The organism is Natronobacillus azotifigens (assembly GCF_026805325.1).
GTDB classification, from domain to species: Bacteria; Bacillota; Bacilli; order Bacillales; family Amphibacillaceae; genus Natronobacillus; species Natronobacillus azotifigens.
On sequence record NZ_JAPRAT010000014.1, the window covers coordinates 1 to 17,171 of the forward strand.

The 17,171-nt window shown below is 37.3% G+C and carries 15 protein-coding genes; 3 read left to right on the plus strand and 12 right to left on the minus strand.

Annotated elements, in window-relative coordinates; genetic code table 11:
* Window positions 1-29: 29 nt before the first annotated feature.
* The 7 genes from pyk to dnaE form a co-directional block, all read right to left on the minus strand.
* Window positions 30-1,793 (minus strand): pyruvate kinase, encoded by a 1,764-nt coding sequence (gene pyk / locus OWO01_RS08175; protein WP_268779958.1) that lies wholly within the window; start codon window positions 1,791-1,793, stop codon window positions 30-32.
* Between the two features lie 46 nt (window positions 1,794-1,839).
* Window positions 1,840-2,799 carry a 6-phosphofructokinase gene (pfkA, locus tag OWO01_RS08180; RefSeq protein WP_268779959.1) on the minus strand — a complete coding sequence of 320 codons (960 nt, stop codon included), beginning with the start codon at window positions 2,797-2,799 and terminating at the stop codon, window positions 1,840-1,842.
* A gap of 196 nt (window positions 2,800-2,995) precedes the next feature.
* Window positions 2,996-3,949 carry an acetyl-CoA carboxylase carboxyltransferase subunit alpha gene (locus tag OWO01_RS08185; RefSeq protein WP_268779960.1) on the minus strand — a complete coding sequence of 318 codons (954 nt, stop codon included), beginning with the start codon at window positions 3,947-3,949 and terminating at the stop codon, window positions 2,996-2,998.
* A complete protein-coding gene (accD, locus tag OWO01_RS08190) occupies window positions 3,946-4,809 on the minus strand; it encodes an acetyl-CoA carboxylase, carboxyltransferase subunit beta (RefSeq protein ID WP_268779961.1) in 864 nt (287 codons plus the stop codon). The genes OWO01_RS08185 and accD overlap by 4 nt, the downstream gene beginning before the upstream one ends.
* 26 nt (window positions 4,810-4,835) lie before the next feature.
* The gene (locus OWO01_RS08195) at window positions 4,836-5,450 is read right to left on the minus strand and encodes a FadR/GntR family transcriptional regulator (protein WP_268779962.1); all 615 of its coding nucleotides are present in this window, start codon (window positions 5,448-5,450) and stop codon (window positions 4,836-4,838) included.
* Between the two features lie 39 nt (window positions 5,451-5,489).
* A complete protein-coding gene (ystJ, locus tag OWO01_RS08200; RefSeq protein ID WP_268779963.1) occupies window positions 5,490-6,671 on the minus strand; it encodes an NADP-dependent malic enzyme in 1,182 nt (393 codons plus the stop codon).
* A gap of 304 nt (window positions 6,672-6,975) precedes the next feature.
* On the minus strand, window positions 6,976-10,314 hold the full coding sequence (dnaE, locus tag OWO01_RS08205; protein ID WP_268779964.1) for a DNA polymerase III subunit alpha: 3,339 nt from the start codon (window positions 10,312-10,314) through the stop codon (window positions 6,976-6,978).
* 237 nt (window positions 10,315-10,551) lie between these two features.
* Here dnaE and ytrH point away from each other — a divergent pair, with 237 nt between their 5' ends.
* Both ytrH and ytrI read left to right on the plus strand, forming a co-directional pair.
* Entirely contained in the window at window positions 10,552-10,884 is a 333-nt protein-coding gene (gene ytrH / locus OWO01_RS08210) for a sporulation membrane protein YtrH (RefSeq protein ID WP_268779965.1), read from the plus strand.
* Window positions 10,884-11,387 carry a sporulation membrane protein YtrI gene (gene ytrI, locus OWO01_RS08215; protein WP_268779966.1) on the plus strand — a complete coding sequence of 168 codons (504 nt, stop codon included), beginning with the start codon at window positions 10,884-10,886 and terminating at the stop codon, window positions 11,385-11,387. The genes ytrH and ytrI overlap by 1 nt, the downstream gene beginning before the upstream one ends.
* A gap of 333 nt (window positions 11,388-11,720) precedes the next feature.
* On the opposite strand, the gene OWO01_RS08220 is transcribed toward ytrI, so the two are convergent.
* The 3 genes from OWO01_RS08220 to OWO01_RS08230 form a co-directional block, all read right to left on the minus strand.
* A complete protein-coding gene (locus OWO01_RS08220; RefSeq protein ID WP_268779967.1) occupies window positions 11,721-12,668 on the minus strand; it encodes a DHH family phosphoesterase in 948 nt (315 codons plus the stop codon).
* A 50-nt stretch (window positions 12,669-12,718) separates the two neighbouring features.
* Window positions 12,719-14,035, minus strand: a complete 1,317-nt coding sequence (locus OWO01_RS08225; RefSeq protein WP_268779968.1) for a DRTGG domain-containing protein — start codon at window positions 14,033-14,035, stop codon at window positions 12,719-12,721.
* A gap of 75 nt (window positions 14,036-14,110) precedes the next feature.
* Window positions 14,111-14,341, minus strand: a complete 231-nt coding sequence (locus OWO01_RS08230; RefSeq protein WP_268779969.1) for a hypothetical protein — start codon at window positions 14,339-14,341, stop codon at window positions 14,111-14,113.
* 359 nt (window positions 14,342-14,700) lie between these two features.
* Between OWO01_RS08230 and OWO01_RS08235 the strand changes: the two genes are divergently transcribed.
* Window positions 14,701-15,171, plus strand: coding sequence for a universal stress protein (locus OWO01_RS08235; protein ID WP_268779970.1), 471 nt, complete (start codon window positions 14,701-14,703; stop codon window positions 15,169-15,171).
* Window positions 15,172-15,537: 366 nt separating this feature from the next.
* Here the strand turns inward: OWO01_RS08235 and OWO01_RS08240 are convergent, their stop codons facing one another.
* Window positions 15,538-15,747, minus strand: a complete 210-nt coding sequence (locus tag OWO01_RS08240) for a hypothetical protein (RefSeq protein ID WP_268779971.1) — start codon at window positions 15,745-15,747, stop codon at window positions 15,538-15,540.
* Window positions 15,748-15,974: 227 nt separating this feature from the next.
* Entirely contained in the window at window positions 15,975-17,162 is a 1,188-nt protein-coding gene (locus tag OWO01_RS08245; protein ID WP_268779972.1) for an acetate kinase, read from the minus strand.
* Window positions 17,163-17,171 lie beyond the last annotated feature (9 nt).

The following is a 17,171-nucleotide window of genomic DNA, read 5'->3' on the forward strand; positions in this document are numbered from 1 at the left end:
CTGCATAAGCACTTTACGCTGGAACAGAATTATAAAATGCTTGCGTGACCTACGTAAATGTCACCTTTTTTCGCATCAATCGTAATTTCTTTTCCATTTTCGATAGATGTCATTGCTTTTTCAACACCTACAATTACTGGGATGCCAAGGTCTAAACCAACTACTGCTGCGTGAGAAGTTAAGCCGCCTTCTTCCGTAATAATACCACTTGCTTTTTCTAAAGCAGGCATCATTTCTTTGCTGGTTCCGTATGTTACAAGAATATCGCCATAGTTTACGAGTTCGTTTGCTTCTGTTGCATTCTTGGCAACTACAACTTTACCATAGCTACTCCCTTTTCCTACACCTTGACCTTTTGTTAAAACATCTCCAATAATATGGATTTTCATAAGGTTTGTTGTACCACTTTCTCCTACTGGTACACCAGCAGTAATAATAATGCGATCACCTTTACTGAAGTGTCCAGCCTCTAAACCACGTTCGATAGCTAAATCTAATACTTCATCTGTTGTGTACGCGTATTTCCCAATGATTGCTTGAACACCCCAAACAAGAGAAAGGCGACGAGTTACTTTCTCATCAAAAGTAACAGCAATGATTGGTGCTTTCGGACGATATTTAGAAATCATACGAGCTGTATGACCACTTACAGTTGGTGTAAGAATTGCTCTAACATCTAAATTCATCGCAGAGTGATTCACGGATTGGCTGATTGCATCCGTCATAGTCATCTCACTTGATTTTGAACGACGCTCTAGGATTGCTTTATGATCTAAGACAGTTTCAGCTTTTAATGCAATGTTATTCATCGTTTGTACAGATTCTACTGGATAATCACCGGCAGCTGTTTCTCCGGAAAGCATAATTGCATCTGTACCATCAAAAATAGCGTTTGCAACATCAGACGCTTCCGCACGTGTAGGACGTGGGTTTCTCTGCATAGAATCAAGCATTTGTGTTGCCGTGATAACAGGTTTACCCGCAGTATTACATTTTTTGATCATGTCTTTTTGTACAATTGGTACATCTTCAGCTGGAATCTCTACTCCTAAGTCACCACGAGCAACCATTAAACCATCACTTACTTGAAGAATAGCGTCTAAGTTATCGACACCTTCTTGGTTCTCGATCTTAGGAATAATGTTAATATCCTTACCACCATTGCTATCTAAATGTTCTCTAATTGTTAAAACGTCAGCAGCACGACGAATGAAAGAAGCTGCAACAAAGTCTACACCTTGCTCAATACCAAATTTAATATCAGCCGCATCTTTATCCGTCATTCCTGGTAGGTTCACGCTAACATTAGGAACGTTAACACCTTTTTTATTTTTTAATAGACCAGAGTTTAATGCGATCGTTTTCAATTCTTTTTCTGATTCTAAAATTTCAACAACTTCTAATTCAATTAATCCGTCATCTAATAAAATCTTTGAACCGACATGAACGTCATCGATCAGCTGAGGATAAGTAACAGCAAATTTTTCTTTTGTTCCTAGAACTGTCTCATCCATGGAGATATTAATATAATCTCCTCTTTCAATATCAACTTTTCCATCTTTCATCGTACCTGTACGAATTTCTGGTCCTTTTGTATCCAAAAGAATTGCAACAGTTTTACCAGTCTTCTCAGAAGCTTCTCTGATGTTTTTAATTCGAGCACCATGTTCTTCGAAATCTCCGTGTGAAAAATTCAGACGAGCTACATTCATACCAGCCTCAATTAATTGTGTTAGTTTTTCAACCGTTTCTGAAGCCGGTCCAATCGTACAAACAATTTTAGTTCTTCTCATTTTAGATATTTCCTCCTTAGATTTTCAAAAACAATTTATCTTTTAATTATATAGATAATTCACATGAAAGCTTGTACAAACTCATATCAACATTGTGCGGTTGCTTTAGCACTTCAATAATATCATGATCTACAAGCTGATTATTTTGAATTCCTACCATTTTACCCGCTTTTCCTTCTCGAAGTAAGTCTACTGCTTTACCACCTAATCGGCTAGCAAGCACTCGGTCAAAACCGGTTGGGCGACCGCCTCGTTGAATATGACCTAAGACAGTTACTCTTGTTTCATAGTGTGTAGCTTCTTCTATTCGTTTACCGTAATCAATGCCATTTCCAACACCTTCAGCTAAGATGATGATGCTATGTTTTTTCCCACGATCATGTCCACGTCTTAGACGGTCAATCACTTCATCAAAGTCTTGATCACGTTCAGGAATTAAAATACTTTCAGCACCATCAGCTAATCCAGCCCATAACGCTAGATCACCGGCATTTCTTCCCATTACTTCAATCACGTATGTACGTTCATGTGAAGTTGCTGTATCTCGTATTTTGTCTACTGCCTCTACAATTGTGTTTAAAGCAGTATCAAAACCAATCGTAAAGTCTGTCCCCGGAATATCATTATCAATAGTTCCTGGCACACCAATACAAGGATACCCTTTAGCCGTTAGCTTCGCAGCTCCTTGAAATGAACCATCGCCACCAATTACAATTAGCCCTTCAATCCCATACTTCTCTAATTGCTGAATAGCAATTTGCTGGCCTTCTTCTGTTTTAAATTGTTCCGAACGAGCGGAATATAACATAGTTCCTCCACGTTGGATAATATCTCCTACAGAACCAAGCTCCATCTTTACGATTTTACCTTCCATTAAGCCTTGATAGCCATTGTATATACCATAGACCTCAAGATCATGGTAAATCCCTTTTCGCACTACTGCACGTATTGCAGCATTCATCCCAGGGGCATCCCCACCACTAGTTAAAATACCTATCTTTTTCATTTCTTTCACCTCAATCAAATTGTATCATTAACTACCCTATCCATTCTAGCATAAATATATCCTAATTTAATTTCAACTAAGATTATACATGAAAGCGTACAAAATCACACCCCTAAATATGTCGATTTAGGGGGAAATCTGAAAAAATTATTTATTTTTTTCTCTAGGAGCCGAAAATAATGGACAATTTATCATTCTAGATATCAAAGCCACCAATTTTTTTGTACTTACACCATCTTTTTTCAACCAAATCGTCTGGATCTATTTTTGTTAGAAAAGAAAGGGACTTTTGAATATAAACATCCAGATAAGCTACTTGCATAGTCAGATCACGATGAGAGCCACCTCTTGGTTCTGGAATAACTTCATCAATTACCGCTAAAGATTTTAAATCGTTCGCTGTAATTTTCAACGATCTTGCTGCTTGTTTTGCTTTACCAGCATCTTTCCATAAAATACTAGCAGCTCCTTCCGGCGAAATAACGGAATAGGTTGCATTTTCAAGCATATGAAGATGATCAGCCAAGCCAATTCCTAAAGCTCCACCACTACCACCTTCACCAATCACAACAGAGATGATTGGAACACGCAAACTTGCCATTTCCAAAAGGTTACGAGCGATGGCCTCCCCTTGCCCCCGTTCCTCTGCAGCTTTACCAGGGTGAGCACCTTTCGTATCGATCAAGGTTATGATCGGACGATTAAATTTCTCTGCCAATTTCATCTGGCGTAACGCTTTCCGATATCCTTCTGGATGAGGACTACCAAAATTACGGTATAAATTTTCTTTTGTATTTTTCCCTCGTTGATGACCAATTACAGTGACTGGTTGACCTTTATACTTAGCGATTCCTGCTACTATTGCTGGGTCATCCCGATAAAGTCGATCTCCATGTAATTCAATAAAATCAGTAAATAATTGCTCTACATAATCCAATGTTGTTGGTCGTTCAGGATGTCTAGCAATCTGCACACGATCCCAAGACTCTAAGTTCCCATAAATATCTTTTTCTAACTTTTCCAAACGAGATTCTAATGTGCTAATCTCTGCTGTTAAATCCATGTCACTTGCTTTGGTCATCGTTTTCAATTCTTCGATTTTTTCTTTCAATTCAATCACAGGTTTTTCAAATTCTAATACTTGTTTCAATTTTGTATCCCCCCTGATTGATGTAAATCTAATACTGTCGTGAGCATTCGCTTCATCTCTTCTCGAGCAACCACTTTATCAATCTGTCCATGCTCTAATTGAAATTCTGCCGTCTGAAAGTCTTCTGGAAGTTTTTCGCGGATTGTCTGTTCAATAATTCGTCGCCCTGCAAATCCAATCAGTGCACCTGGCTCAGCAAAATGATAATCACCAATAGAAGCAAAGCTTGCCGAAACTCCTCCAGTTGTTGGATTGGTCATTACTACAACCATACAGCCGCCAGATTGATTAAATCGCTGAACGGCCATTGAAGTTTTCGCCATCTGCATGAGACTAATCATCCCCTCTTGCATACGTGCTCCGCCGGAGGCTGTGAAGATAATGATTGGAATCTTTTGTTCTTTTGCTCGTTCAATTGCCCGTGCAATTTTTTCCCCAACAACGGATCCCATACTTGCCATTCGAAATCTTGCATCCATTACAACGATTGCTGTTTCAAAATTATTAATTTTCCCTTTCCCTGTTACTACCGCATCTTTCAATCCGGTCTTTTCCTGATCTTTTTCTAATTTTTCTTGATAGTTAGGAAACTGTAAAGGGTTATTTGATTCAAGATCCCGATCCCATTCTTCAAAAGTATCTATATCCATTAAACTCTCTATTCGTTGGTATGCGCCTATTCGATGATGGTGTCCACACTCTGGACAAACATGTAGATGTTTCTTCCACTCTTTTTCATAGAAGATCTTCGAGCAACCCTGGCATTTTTCTACCAAACCTTCTGGTATATCTTGTTTCGCTTTTTCACTAGGAATAGCAGCATATTTTTTCTTTTTAGAAAACAAGCTTTTCATTTGCATGGATAACGTCCCCCTTTATCAGCGTCTTATCCTTCAGCTGTTTCAAAAATCTTCTCAATTTCTTGATAATGATCCTGGACAAAAACATTCTTTACTTTTAAATAAAAACGATCAGAATATTGCTGGACATGAAAAGTCTCAACGAATTCGTCCATTAAACGCCACATTTTTTCTAATAAATCATTTTTTGCCGATTGAAAAACTACTTGATAAAAAGCACGATGCTTTGATATTGTTTGTCCATTTTTTACTTGGGCTATTTCTTCCCACTGTTCAACTACACCCAAACGATCAGACGCAAATGCCATTTTCAATGCTTCTTTTTCGATTAGTCGCTTTACTTCCAAGATATCAATTTTTGTATTTGGGTCTTGAAAGATAAACATTGCTAACAAGGATAAGGTTCGATATGACTGATAAGAGCGTAAAAATGTTCCTTCACCAGTTTTTGTTTCGATTAACCCTAATAGCTCAATTGCACGCAATCCTTCTCTAATTGATGAACGACTCACTTGCAACTGATCAACCAATTCTCGTTCAGACGGCAACCGATCTCCTGGCTGTAATTCATTCTCTTTTATATAATTTTTCAATTTATCCAAAACATTTTCATATGCTTTTGTTTTTCGAAATGATGTCATAACCAAAACTTTACCCCTTGTCTAATTTATGAAATAACTTTAGTCGATTCGTGCGACACCAGTGTTTTTTGCAGCTTTTGCTACTGCTTTTGCTACTGCAGGTGCAACTCGCTCATCGAATGGATTAGGAATGACATAGTCTGCTCTTAATTCATCTTCCTTAATTAACATGGCGATCGCTTCTACTGCAGCAACTTTCATTTCTTCATTGATGTCTGAGGAACGAACGTCAAGCGCCCCACGAAAAATACCAGGAAACGCCAATACGTTATTCACTTGATTTGGATAATCCGAGCGCCCTGTTCCTACTACAGCAGCACCAGCTTTTATTGCAAGTTCTGGTAAAATTTCAGGATCTGGATTTGCCATTGCGAATACAATTGGGTCTTGTTTCATCGAACGAATCATCGCTTCGTCGACTAGGCCTCCTAGAGATACACCAATAAAGACATCGGCATCTTCCATCACTGTACGGAGATCACCAGCGATATTATTTTTATTCGTAAAACTTGCAATCTCTTCCTTCATTGTATTCATCCCATTTGAGCGTCCTTGGTAAATCGCACCCTTGGAATCACATAAAATCATATCGTTTACTCCGAAATGAGCTAACAATTTTACAATCGCAATGCCTGCAGCACCCGCCCCATTAATAACTACTTTGATTGTCTCAAAAGATTTATTGACTAATTTAAGTGCATTGAAGAGGCCAGCTAATGTTACGATTGCTGTACCGTGCTGATCATCGTGAAAAACAGGAATATCTAGTTGCTCTTTTAATGCTTCTTCAATAGCAAAACAATTCGGTGCAGCAATATCCTCTAAATTAATACCTCCAAAGGTTGGAGCGAGTAATTTTACTGTTTCAATAACTTGATCCACATCTTGGGTATCTAGACAAATAGGAAATGCATCTACATCTCCAAAGTTTTTAAATAAGACCGCTTTCCCTTCCATAACTGGCAATGCTGCTTGTGCACCAATATTACCTAGGCCTAAAACAGCAGAGCCATCTGTGACTACACCGACCATGTTAGCTTTCATTGTATATGTATATGCTTTGTCTTGATTCTTCTCAATTTCCAAACAAGGCTCTGCAACACCTGGTGAGTATGCTAAACTAAGGTCCTCTTCATTTGCTACAGGTACTTTAGCTTGTACCGATAGTTTCCCTTGTTTTTCCTCATGCATTTGCAAAGCTTGATCTCGTAATCTTGTCATCAATTTCTCCCCTTATTCTATGTAAAATGAAACGATAATCAGTTAGAGGTATTAACATCTAACTGATTATTATCCTATTAACCCTGCACGTTACTTCTCCTGAAGAAATGTTACTTTTCCAATAGTGAGTGATCGCTAAGCATGAGTTAGTCATAGGAATATATAAGAATCTTGTTCAGCATTCCATTGGTCTGACCACTCAACCACTCTATTATATCAGATAACATAAGTGTGTAAAGCAGAAGATATAAGCAAAAAAAGTCGAATAGCGCTTAATCGTTTCCTCTCTTATTCAAGTAGTCCATTAAACCTTTTTTACAACAACATTTTCACGTTCAAATAATTGATATAGCTTATTTAAGCATTCCCTTGTAATTTGTAAATTATAATCAGTAGCTAACTGATACGTTTGTTTCTTTTCAACTTGATAGATAAAAATCGGTGTATCTCCCGGATATTTGTTGGCAATTTCTTTCAATTCTTGAAGAAATTCATCCTTTGATCTCGAATCAGTTATTCGAATAAACAAACGTTGTCTTTGTTCTTCGGGGTGGAAATTCTCTATATCAAAGATTTCCATTTCATTGATCACAAGTTGTACCGACTGTTGCCTTTCTTCGGTTTTACCGACAATTCTTACCAACGATTCTTCTTTCAACCACGTTTTTACTTCACGAAAAAGATCAGGAAATAGGACAGCGTCTAGCTCATCTTCTTCATCAATTAAGGTAAGGAATGCCATTTGATCTCCGCGTTTCGTCCGAATTACTTTTATTTCTTCAACAGCTAGCACTGTTTTTTGTTTATTTCTACCTAACACACTTCTCAGTTGCGCAATGCTTAAATAACCACTCGAACGTAAAGATATTCGAACATTGGCAAGAGGATGGTTAGAGACATACATCCCTAATATCTCTTTTTCATAAGCCAATTGTTGCAAAACGGTAAAGGGTTCTACCTTCTGGTAGCTTCCATCCAAGTGCAAATCATTTCCAAATAAACTTTCTTGATCTTCAAAATCTCCAAATAGCTCTCCTTGCTCCATCGCCTGGTCTAGAGTAGCTAAAAGTGTTGCTCGATCAACATTTGTCTCATCAAAAGCACCAGAAAGAATCAATAGTTCAATCGCCGAACGATTTACCACTTTCAAGTTAACTCGTAAACAAAAATCAAACAAATCTTTAAAACGTCCCTGTTTCCGTACTTGTAGTAATTCCTTTACAACAGGTTGCCCAATACCTTTAATGGACCATAATCCCATCCGAATATTTTGTTTATCCACATAAAACCTGCCATAGCTATAATTAATCGAAGGAGGTAATAAGGAAATCCCACGATCACGTGCTTCTCTAATATATGCTTGCATTTTCTCTTTTTGACCGACCACTGCGTTTAGTAATTCAGTTAAAAAATATGCTGGATAATGTGCTTTTAGATACGCTAATTGATAAGCAATTAGGCTATACGCTACAGCATGACTACGATTGAAACCATAATCAGAAAAACGAACAACCCAAGAAAAGATTTCTTCCGCTACATTTTCTTGATACCCATTTGCTTTGCAGCCTTTCATGAATTGATCGCGCACTGTTTCCATATCAGAAGATTTTTTCTTACTTACAATTCGTCGAAGCACATCAGCTTGCCCTAAAGAAAATCCTGCAATTTGATTCGCAATCTGAATAATTTGCTCTTGATAAACTAACACACCGTATGTTGTGGAAAGAATTGATGCTAGGTCAGGATGAATATAAGAAACGTTTTCTTTTTTGTGTTTGCGTTTGATATACGTATCAATAAACGCTAACGGCCCAGGTCGATATAGCGCGTTTACGGCTACAATATCTTCAAAAGAGTTGGGTTTAAGTTCTGTAAGTACCCGCTTCATCCCTTGTGATTCTAGTTGAAAAACACCATTCGTCTTCCCTTTCTGAAGTAAAGAAAATGTCGCTTGATCATTTAATGGTAGTTTATCTAATTGAATTTCTTGATTTTTGTCCCGTTTGATTGATTGAAGAATCCGTTCAATGGTTGTTAGATTACGCAAACCTAAAAAGTCAATTTTTAATAAGCCAACCGCTTCAACATCCCCCATAGCCATTTGGGTGAGGCGGACATCCTGTTGCCCATTGATCAACGCCACCGAATCTACTAGTTTTTGTTCACTAATAACAACACCGGCCGCGTGTGTCGATAAATGCCGCGGTAAACCTTCTAATATTTTTGCCACCTTAAACAATTGTTGTAACTTACTTGACTGTTTCACATACTCTAACAATTTAGCAGATGCTTTTACACTATCCATTACTGATTTGGAACTTTGTTGATTGATTTCATTTAAGATAAAGGTTAGATCTTCTGTTGATATCTCCATTACTTTTGCTAATTCCCGAAGAACAGAGCGCGTTTGAAATGTGCCAAACGTACCAATTTGAGCAACGTGTTCACTTCCATATTTATCTTTCACATAGCTTATTACTTGATCCCTGCGATGATCAGAAAAATCAATATCAATATCCGGCATAGAAACCCTTTCCGGATTCAAGAAGCGCTCAAATAATAGATTATATTTGATTGGATCAACTGCTGTTATCCCCAGTAGATAAGCTACTAACGAACCAGCCGCTGATCCACGACCTGGCCCGACTAAAATCCCTTGTTCTTTTGCATAACGAATAAAATCCCAAACAATTAAAAAATAATCACTGAACTGCATAGAATCGATAATCGATAGCTCATAATCTAATCGTTCAACTACTGCATTCGACCTATTAGGATATTTGACAGGTAGTGCTTCTAAACATCGTTCACGTAGATATGTATCTGCTTTTTCTCCTTCTGGTAGTGGGTATCTTGGTAATCTAGATTGATTGAGTGTTAATTCTACGTTACATAAATCTCCAAGTTGGTTTGCTTTTTCCATTAAGTTTGGATGCTCGGAAAAAGCAAGTTGTGCCTCTTTCGCATCAAAAAAATAGTTACAAGGATTCTTTTCAATATCATTCTCTTTACTTTTCCATGAATCTTTCTTATCCATTGCGCGTAAACACTGATAAGCATCATAATCTGCATCATGTAAATAGCGAACATCCCCAATCGCTACTAATTCGAACTCAGCTTGAACCAAAAAAGGAACATATTGTTGTTCTGTTCGTTTCACACCTAAATGAATAGTATCGTTAAAGCCTGCATCTCTCCATGTTTGTAAATAGGCACGCAGTGCTTCTTGATCATTATTGGTACATAGTTTTTGTAGTACAGTGGTTTCGATCGGAAGAACGACAACTAGATCCTTACAGAACGTTACAAAATGGTTCTTATCTATTTGCCCTTCTGTTTCTGTCTGAATATATGTACTTAGTTGCAATAACTGTTGATAACCTTGATTGTTTTTCGCTAAAACAATTGCATTGATAATTTCCGTTTCAGTTTCTGCAATCGAAACAATCATACCGATAATTGGTTTGATTCCCTGTTTCACACATTCACGATAAAAAGTAATGGCTCCATGCATAACATTTTCATCCGTTAATGCTACTGCTCTCATGTTGTTTTTTTTCGCTTGTAATACCAATTGTTCAATTTTCACCGTACTATTCATCATGCTGTATCCACTACGGACTTGTAGATGAGTAAATGTCACAAGAGCCCCTCCATTCTTTCGATACACTTTTCTTTTTATTATAGCTGATTTTTTCCTTTCTTGAAAATCAATAACATAGACAAGCTAAAGCAATCATAAGATGAAAGCATAAGGACAGCAGATCTAGTTACACTTCATTCGTACCGTTTTACGCGTTTTTGACCAAGTAAATCATTTACTTTTTGAACGATTTAAAAATTCATCTTCTATCTCACTTAGATAAAGGAGTTAATTTACATGGAGGAACGTTTCTTTGCTTCAATGATTCAGTGCTATTTCATTGCTTTAGGGGTTGTAATTGGTGGATCCTTTATTGGAAGTATTGGCGCATTCGCAACAGGCGAACCACCATTAACATTAATGGTCAGAATCGCTAGAAGTTTACGCATCTGGGCAATCGTCGCAGCAATCGGGGGAACTTTTGATGCGATAACGAATTTCGAACGTGGAATACTAGAAGGATCTACGATAGATTTAGTAAAACAAATAATTATTATTGTTACTGCAATGGGCGGTGTACAGACCGCATTATTAGTTATTGAATGGTTTACGCAAGAGGAGATTCAATAATGCACATTCCTCCTTATTATAAGCGAAAAGAATGGCAACGTTTTTTGGCCGGCACTTTTGTTGGGGCAATCTTGGCGTATGCTGTCTTCATTTATATGTATGGACAATTATACGAAAATTGGGTAGAACAAAATATGGATTTACGCGCAGATTTGCAAGAGCTAGAGGCAAGCTACGAAGCACTAGAGAAAAATAATGAAGAATTAGATCAAAGGTATCAACAAAGATTAATGGTTTCTTCGATTGATATTATTATTATGAATCATGAAACCTTTCGCTTAGATCGATTCATTTTACAAGATTTAGAAGAAATGATCAAAGAAGAAGTAAAAGAAATACTCGGGAGAGAAGTATCAAGCGTTACTGAGAATCACGTATTATTACTTCGAATGATTGAAAACAAGGTATACAATATTGAAGGTTCAAGTTATCAAGCGGAGGTAAGGCATTTGTTTATTAGTGAGTCGAGTGAAATTCACTTAGAATTAAAGATAGCCGATTAAGTTTAAAGAAAAGTGAATAGATAAAGTGAAACTTCAATCAGTGGGAATTTTTATGTGTTCTCCCACTAATTCTTAGACCAAAAGGGTCACCTAATGGCCCTTGAAGCCTTCGGGGGTGCTAGCGTCAGTTACTTCCACGTAAACAACTTGGTGTTCTCGTTGTTTTGAATTGGGAGTCTTACGGACGGTTGCTCCGTGATAAAGAAAAACTAACAATCAGTATAGCTGTCTGTCCACACCGCTGATTGTTAGTTTTAAAAAGGAACAAAGAGACGATTGGTTTTGGATAATGGATCTGGCTAACACAAAGGAAATAACTCTATTCCACCTAAGTTACTCACAGACGGCTGTTAACGCCTGAACGAGTTGTTCTGCTTCTTCCCAACTAAACACCGTTGCTCCTGATGCAAGCGGATGACCGCCTCCATTAAATTGTGCTGCAATCTCATTAATAGCAGGACCTTTTGAACGAATACGGGCACGAATTAACTCCTCTTCTTCCACGAAAATAACCCAGGCTTGAATCCCTTTAATATCACCGAGAACACCTACTAGCTTGCTCGTCTGTTCTGCTGTTATATTATAGTTTTCCAAAATATCTTTTGTAACACGAACAGAACTGACTCCATGCTCATTAATTTTTAATTTACTTAAAATATAGCCTTTTAATTGCGCTATCGAAGCATCCATCTCATATAATTGATTATAAAGCTTGGTCCGGTCAAAATTATATTGAACGAGCTCTGCTGCATATTCAAATGTTCGTTTCGTTGTACTAGGAAATAAAAATCTACCTGTGTCACCAATAATTCCAGCATACAACAACTTCGCAGCATGATCCGTGAATTGAAACGCTCTTGATTTACCCACTTGAAACAGTTGATATATCATTTCGGAAGTTGAACTTGAACTTGTATCCACCCAACTAATATCACCATAAGCATCTACTTCTGGATGATGATCTATCTTAATGATTTCTTTTGCCTGAAGATAGCGTTCATCGTCGATACGGCCTCGGTTAGCAGTATCGCACACGATGGCCAACGCTTCATGGAAAAATGCATCATCTACTACATCCATTTTTGCTAAAAAGAGCAGAGATTCTTCTTCCTCTCCCACTACAAATACATGCTTTTCTGGATAACTAGCTTTAATAATCTCTGCCAAACCAATCTGCGATCCGAAAGCGTCCGGGTCTGGACGAACATGTCTATGGATAACAATTTGATCATAATCAATGATTTTGTCTAATATTGTGTCTATTACTTCTATCTGCTTCATAAAATCACCTTTCAAAAATAGAGTCGTCAAGATTGGCCTCACCACTTCATTCAATATCGATCAATCAATTGAGCTATTAAGATTGCTTTTCCTACAATATCTTTATCGTGAAAAACTTCAATATCAATTTTCACCGATTTCCGACCAACTTCTAACATGCGCGGGCGAATTTCAATTGTGTTTTCTAACTGTACGGGCTTGATAAAATAAACAGATAAGTTCTCTACAACTAAATCACCCTTCTTTAATTGCTTAATCATACGACTACCAACTTCTGTAATAAAGGAAACAAACACCCCATAAGAAAGCGTTCCTAGTGCATTTGTCATCTGTGGGGTTACATTAGAACGAAAAATAGGCTCATATGAATCATTCGAAACGACCGTTAACCCGCTCGTTACAATGTCATCAATTGTCTCTCCAACTTGCGGTTGGCGCTGTACATGCTGTAATGCTTTTAGTACATCCTGGCGTGAGATTAGGCCTAGTAAACGATTATGATTATTCACTACTGGGACTATTTCAATCCCTTCCCAAACCATCATGTGAGCAGCATAAGCCAATGAGGTTTCTTTTAAAACAGTCATTGGACTTTTTGTCATGACCTTTTCAACATTTAATTCCTGGGGCTTACCAATAATATCCTTTGATGTGACAATACCGATAACTCTATTCTGTTCATCCACTACCGGGTATCTACTATGTGTTGTTTTTTCGTTTAACTCATACCATCTTTTCAATGTATTATTTTTTGTTAAATAAAACGTATCCTCAAAAGATGTATAAATATCTCCTACAACAACAATTTCTTTTTTGATTAATTGATCATAAATCGCACGGTTTATCATTGCTGCTACTGTGAATGTATCGTAGCTTGTTGAGATGATCGGGAGTTTCCGTTCATCTGCAAGTCGTTTGATATGCTCGTCAGTGTCAAATCCACCTGTAATTAATACCGCTGCACCTTCTTCTAATGCTAGTTGATGGGCCTCGACACGATTTCCGATGATTAGGAGAGAATCTTTTTCCAGATAACGCATCATCGCATCCAATTTCATGGCACCGATAACGAACTTATGTAAAGTCTTATATAAACCTTCTCTTCCGCCTAGTACTTGTCCATCAACAATACCAACAATCTCTGCAAAGGTAAGATGTTCGAAATTCTCTTTCTTTTTTTGTTCAATTCGAATCGTACCAACTCGTTCAATGGTACTCACTAGTCCCTGATTTTCCGCCTCCTTAATCGCACGATAGGCTGTTCCTTCACTAACCGCCAATTCTCGCGCAATTTGTCGGACAGAAATTTTGTTCCCTACCTTTAATGATTCAATAAACAATAAGATCTGTTCATGCTTTGTAGCCAAGGTTTGTCACCTTTCTTTCTACCTGTACTATTATTTCTTTCCCTATTGTTATTATACAGATGTATCAACAAAGTATCAATTTTTCATTCTTTGCATTTGCTTTTTTACCACATATTTTTCATTTGGTTGTGTTTGAATGTTTAATAGAACGGCGAGGTTCGCACCAATAATTAATAAAAAGAACAGAAACCAAACCAACCAAAATAAGTTTACTAATTGAACCGTTGTACTCCCAATCATCGGAAATGCCACATACAACAAAAATAACGCCAATAAAAGTTTTAATAATGCATATTGTTTTTTCATAAAATTCGCTCCTTTGCATGGTTATCATTTAAAAGTATGCGAAATGGAGTGAAATCATGTGTGATTGACTGTCTTTTAGATAGCAATTGGACAAAAGCATCTCAACTGAGAACGGAATAACCAAACCCTTTACAAGCTATTAAAGTGAAACTTCAATCAGTGGGAGTCTTACGGACGATTGCTGCGGAATAAATAGGAAAATCCATCATCTCTTTTTAACTTGAGGAACAGATGAGTATACATACTTTTTATCGCTGGAAGAATAACAAAAAAATAATTGGAATACACTAGACTAAATAGGTTTGGCACAAGTAAAATAGTGGTATAGAGCAATATAATATCGTGAAGGAGTGAGGAGTATGCCAGCAGAACAATACAAACGAATCGTCGTCGCAGTTGATGGTTCACAGGCTTCCTTAAAAGCTTTTAAAAGAGCTGTTCAAGTTGCAAAACGAAATAATGCGGATCTAATCATTGCTCATGTTGTCGATACTAAAACAATATCAACTGCTGAAACGTATGATCAATCGATGATTAATCGTTCTGAATCTTATGCAAATAAATTATTAGAGGATTATCAAGTTCATGCTCAAGAACAAGGTGTGAACAAAACGGAAACGCATATTGATTATGGTTCTCCTAAAGTAAGAATCCCAAAATATGTGGCCAAAACCTTTAAAGCAGACTTGATTATTTGTGGCGCTACCGGGTTGAATGCTGTGGAACGTTTTTTAATTGGTAGTGTTTCTGAAAATATTACTCGTTATGCTCCTTGCGACGTACTAGTGGTCCGAGCTGACGATGATGATGATGATGATGATTTAGAATAAAGTGAAACTTCAATCAGTGGGGGTTTTTAGGTATTCCCCCACTGATTGTTAGTCCTAAAGGATGACCTAAAGGCCTTTGAACCATTCGGGGTGATAGCGTCCGTTACTCCCACTTAAACAACTTGATATTTCTCGTTGTTTTGAAGTGGGAGTCTTACGGACGGTTGCTCCGGGATAAATTGAAGATATTTTATACTATTTAAAAAACAATAAGAAGCTCTATTCTGATGACAAACTATAGCGCAGAAGTAAACGACAGATGAACATGATGTTCATCTGTCGTTTTACTTATGGGAAGGCAACCATCAAACCCTACTGTATACGAGAAAATCTTTTGCGTCTCTTTAATGATGGATAACAGTATGACTAATGAAGCTCTTCGGTAATGAAAAATTCTCCATCCTTCGTATAAAGATATTGTGAGCCAGTAGTAAACGTGACCGAAATGTCACTACCGTTGTGGTAGCATCTATCAATATTGTCTAAAGCAAATGGTTTACCTTCTTCTCGTTGATGACGGGCATTTACGAAACGAACTAATTGCTGACTTTGTTCATCTAACATTTCAAAACCCATTGTCCTTACCTCCTTAGAAAATGATAAGTGATTTCAGACTCTTCTACAGCAAACTCTACTTATTCCTGAATCTCCATTCTAACCTGTTAGAACATACATGAAAGTTGTGAAATTTTAAAAGCGAATGCTAACGCTTACATTATTATTATACAATAAACATTACACTTAGTATAGTAAAAGGTAAGAAAAGTTTAAAAACTTTTCTTACCTTTCTGTTTTTCTATCTATTATTTCGCTAAACGTGCAACATCACGTGCAATCACAACTTCCTCATTGGTAGGAATAATAATTACTTTTACCGGTGAATGTGGATAGTTAATAAAAGTTTCTTTTCCTCTTACGTCATTCAGCGCTGGGTCCCAATAAACACCCATAAATTCTAATCCTTCTAGTACGCGTTCACGAACTGCTTTACTGTTTTCACCGATTCCTGCAGTGAAGACAATTGCATCAACACCATGCATTTTCGCAGCATAAGAGCCTACATATTGATGAATACGACCAGCGAAGATCTTTAATGCAAGTTCAGCACGGTCATCACCTTCACTTGCTTTGTCTTCAATATCTCTTAAGTCACTAGAGAAACCAGACAATGCAAGCATTCCACTTTCCTTGTTTAATACATGTAAAACTTCGTTAACATCTTTCCCTGTCTTTTTCATAATGTAAGGAACTAATGCTGGGTCTAAACTTCCAGAGCGTGTACCCATTGTTACACCTTCTAATGGTGTGAAGCCCATCGTTGTATCGATTGATTGACCATTTTTCACTGCTGCTACACTCGCTCCATTACCAATATGGCAAGTGATCAGACGTAATTTTTCTAAAGGAACGTCCATTAATTCTGCAGCGCGTTCCGAAACATATTTATGACTAGTTCCGTGGAAACCATACTTACGGATACCGTAATCTTGATAATAATCATACGGTAAGCTGTATAAGTAAGATTCTGGTGGCATAGATTGGTGGAACGCAGTGTCAAACACTGCTACCGCTGGAACATTTAGCATAATATCCTTAAAAGCCTTAATCCCTGTTAAGTTAGCAGGATTGTGCAATGGTGCAAGTTCGGATACTTTTTCAATCTCAGCAATCACTTCGTCTGTAACTACAACAGAATCACTGAAACGCTCTCCACCATGAACCACACGGTGTCCAACTCCATCAATCTCTTCTAATGAAGCGATAACTCCTGATGCTTGTAATTTTTCTAATAATAATTCAACAGCTTTTTCATGGTTTGGGATATCCATTGTAAGTTTATCTTCATTTTCCCCATATTCTAACTTGAAGACAGATTCACTGATCCCTATACGCTCTACTAATCCTTTTGCTAAAACTGTTTCTTCTGGCATTTCGATTAATTGAAATTTCAATGAAGAACTACCAGCGTTAATTGATAAAATATTACTCAACACATTCAA